2 protein-coding genes are annotated in these 3,644 nt (G+C 39.4%); one reads left to right on the top strand and one right to left on the bottom strand.

Annotated elements, in window-relative coordinates; translation table 11 throughout:
• Window positions 1-267: 267 nt before the first annotated feature.
• Window positions 268-1,185, bottom strand: a complete 918-nt coding sequence (locus HYU69_07735; protein MBI2270233.1) for a T9SS type A sorting domain-containing protein — start codon at window positions 1,183-1,185, stop codon at window positions 268-270.
• 493 nt (window positions 1,186-1,678) lie between these two features.
• Here HYU69_07735 and HYU69_07730 point away from each other — a divergent pair, with 493 nt between their 5' ends.
• The gene (locus tag HYU69_07730; protein MBI2270232.1) at window positions 1,679-3,436 is read left to right on the top strand and encodes a T9SS type A sorting domain-containing protein; all 1,758 of its coding nucleotides are present in this window, start codon (window positions 1,679-1,681) and stop codon (window positions 3,434-3,436) included.
• Window positions 3,437-3,644 lie beyond the last annotated feature (208 nt).

The raw sequence follows: 3,644 nt of genomic DNA, 5'->3' as shown, positions 1-3,644 counted from the left end.
ATTTGTGATAGAGCGAACAAATGCATGGTTAGATGCATTTAAGGCACTATTGACGCGTTTTGAAACAAATAAAATTCATTGGAGAGCATTGAATTTATTGGCTTTTACTGTAATTTTATTAAGACGACTTTAAACAACTTCTATGATAATCTAATACCAGGCCGCTAACAGAATGCTAAATACACGGGGCATAATACCAACTAGCCATCAAGTCCGTGTTTTATTTTGTTAGACTTAATGGCAAGTTGGTATAATTTGATATAATCTCTATTGCCTGATAAATTTCTGCTTAAATACTCTATCAGAAGTTGATAACTGAATAAAATATACTCCCCTATTCAAAGCGGCAATGTCAATTCCGTTTGAAGTACGACCTAACTCTCTTTGCACTACCAACTCCCCGATTAAATTATATATTGTTACTGTTCCGACGGTATTTTCCACACCCGAAATATAGATCATTTCGCTTGCGGGATTTGGAAACACGCTTATTTTTTCATCACGATCATAATTATTGACACCCGTGGCCGGGTTGTTACTCACGCATCTCACTGAATAGGCGTTATTTTTAAGTCCGCTGTACCGGCCAAGAGTTTTATCGGTATTTATCATGAGGCGGTACAACCCGTAAGTGGCACTATACTCCGAAGAGGTCCACCAGGTTCCGTAAGTATTGATATTGGTAAATGTTCCATAACCAAAACGAATGCCGCCGGGACGGGCCGAAAAACCAGTTGAGTTGGTCGCATTGTTCGGGGATGTCCAATGACCGGTGCCTGTTTCTTTCAATTTAGCCCCTGCTATAGAATCACCACCCAAATAAATTCCAAGGTCTCTCCACTCGGCTTCGGTTGCAGCATGCCAACCTGTAGGACAAACATTCCGGCTATCCGAAACTGCATGCCAGGTATACATACGTCCGTATGCTTTAAGGCTGTCCGCACCGTTATATAACCATTGATACTTCGGAGCAAATTCACTTGTTACACTCTTTGTAGCCGGATACGTAGACCCGATCGAATCCCCATTCTGGTAATGTGTTGTTTTTAAGTTTTCTTTCATCCAAACCTGGGTGCCAATAGTTACCGTGTTGTAAATATTCCCGTCAATGTCCGTTACAGTTTGGGCCCGATTCTGTAATACAAATAGTGCGAGCAGCGCGATGAGTAAAGTTTTTAATTTCATAGATGAATAGTTTTTAGGGGTTATAGTTCAATATCGAAAAAATTCACAGACACTAAAGTTTCTCTTTTTACTACTACTAATTTACAATTTAAACCCGATCATCAAATCTCATATACCCTCACGTAGTTCTATCACCGCGACAATCAATAACATTATAACCAAGTTTATAATCCGGCCTAATCATTAATTCAGGCTTTCCGACCGGAATTTTTAATCAAAAAAAACTGCCAATTCAACAAATAGTTTTACTTTACTTCCAAAATTAACCTTGCAGTCAAGGGTACTTTTTATTGATAATCGATAAACTTGTGCCATTGGGTTTTTATTAAAATTCAACTTTTGCCAACTTCAATGTATAAATAGTTTAATTTTTGCATAAAAAAGGGGGTGTTGAAAATGAAGACCATAAAAAAGTGTAATTTATAACCTTTGTAATTTTATTACGTAAAAATACCTAGTACCATTATAAAGTGTTAAAAAGTTCGATCGTATTATGAGCTTTTATCAATTATATCCGAAAAAAAAACTCACTGGCTCTCTTAAGGAGATGCTTGGTGGTCATCGCGCTGTTTTAGGTTTTATATTTTTTGCGATTTGTTTCACGGGTTCTTTTGCCCAACCTTTTGGTACCGGTAATTCGCACTCATTTGCTGTTTGCTCAAACAAAACCGCTATGAGTTGGGGCTTAAATTCATCCGGTCAATTGGGCAATGGAACAACTGTTAATGACTCTGTACCAAAACCCGTCAGTGTCCTTACAAACATTAACAAAGTTGAGGCCGGATCAAGGCATTCACTTTTTCTTAAAGATGACAGTACGGTTTGGGGTGTTGGACAAAACATATATGGCCAGTTGGGGGATAGTTCCCAAATTAACCGGACTTCCGCTGTGCAGGTGAAAGGTATGACGGGAATAATTCAAATAGCGGCTATGGGTGCTACCTCACATTTTCTCAGGAAAGACAGCACGGTATGGGCATGTGGCTATAATGGATATGGGGAATGTGGAAATGGTACTAATGAATATGATTCTGTGCCCAGGCAAGCTTCTATTACGGGTGTTGTGGCCGTTGCTTCGGGTTATTACCATACAGTTTATTTAAAGAGTAACGGTACCGCATGGTCCTGCGGACGGAATGCTTATGGTGAATTGGGCATTGGAAGCTGTTGTGGCAGCAGAAGTACTCCTGTTCAGGTGGCCGGTTTAACCGGTATAAAAAAAGTAAAAGCGGGTGGACGTTTTCTGCTTTTTTTATTGAACGACAGTACGGTTTGGGGCTGCGGCCTTAATACCGAAGGCCAACTTGGCAATGGCACAACTACGAGTACCGGTGCCGGTCCGGCTGTACAGGTTAGCGGACTTACCGGTGTCATAGATATAGAAGCTGGGTATTATCATTCTGTTTTTCTTAAAAAAGACAGTACTGTTTGGGCCTGTGGCCGCAATACACAAGGACAATTAGGGGACGGATCATTTACACAACGAACTACACCGGTACAGGTTAGCGGACTTACCGGAGTTCGTACAATAAGTGCGGGGTATTACCAATCACTATTTTTGAAGAATGACAGTACGGTTTGGGCCTGCGGGTTAAATGACAATGGTCAGTTAGGCGATGGAACAACTACTAACCGTGGAGTACCTGTTCAGGTGTTGGGCTTGTGTCCAACCTATATACCCCTGCCAATTGAGCTGCTCTCATTTAATGCGACAGCAATGGATAAAAGCATACGGCTAAACTGGAGTACAGCAAGTGAAACAAATAATAATTTCTTTACAATTGAAAAATCATTGAATGGAAGCGATTGGAAGTCTATAGGAATTGTTAAGGGTGCCGGAAATTCAACGCATGTAATGAATTACGAGAGTTTTGACACGGAACCGGTAACGGGTATTCAGTATTACAAGTTAAAACAAACTGACTTTGACGGACAATATAAATACTCAGAGCTAATTGCGATTAATTTCAGTAAAAATTTCAGCTTCAGTATATACCCTAACCCGGTATACGCGAACTCCAATACGACCATTTACTTAAATATGAATCATGCAGCCGATGAAAGTAAACCCATTTTAGTAGTAGTATATGACGCGATAGGAAGGCAGGTATTTTCGAAAATAAACATACAAGAAAAAAACAATGGCCAGATTACGGCAGTTGACCCTTCAAACACACTTTCTCCGGGAGTTTATATTATATCTGCTACCTCCGATAACTCTATCTATAAGCAAAAGTTAATTATCAGGTAGGAATTTCTCTTTTGCCATCTGCACTTTTCTATCCGCTCTTTTGCTTGACCCGTATAAGTGATTAGGTCTTATACCAATTATAAATATTAATTAGTCCAATTTATATTTGAAAAAACATACCCAAATCCACATGTTTTTTTTATGCTTTGTTCTGTGAGGTTGCTAAGTTCAAGTGTAATAAAGTCACTTACTTCATCAAGGGTTTTAT

The sequence above is a fragment of the Bacteroidota bacterium genome, from assembly GCA_016183775.1.
Lineage (GTDB): Bacteria > Bacteroidota > Bacteroidia > JABDFU01 > JABDFU01 > JABDFU01.
Note: the sequence above shows the minus strand (reverse complement) of the source record. Positions and strands in the feature narration are given on the sequence as shown.

Coding starts and splice junctions, on each gene's coding strand:
- HYU69_07735 (MBI2270233.1), bottom strand. CDS start 1,185: ATGAAATTAAAAACTTTACTCATCGCGCTGCTCGCACTATTTGTATTA.
- HYU69_07730 (MBI2270232.1), top strand. CDS start 1,679: ATGAGCTTTTATCAATTATATCCGAAAAAAAAACTCACTGGCTCTCTT.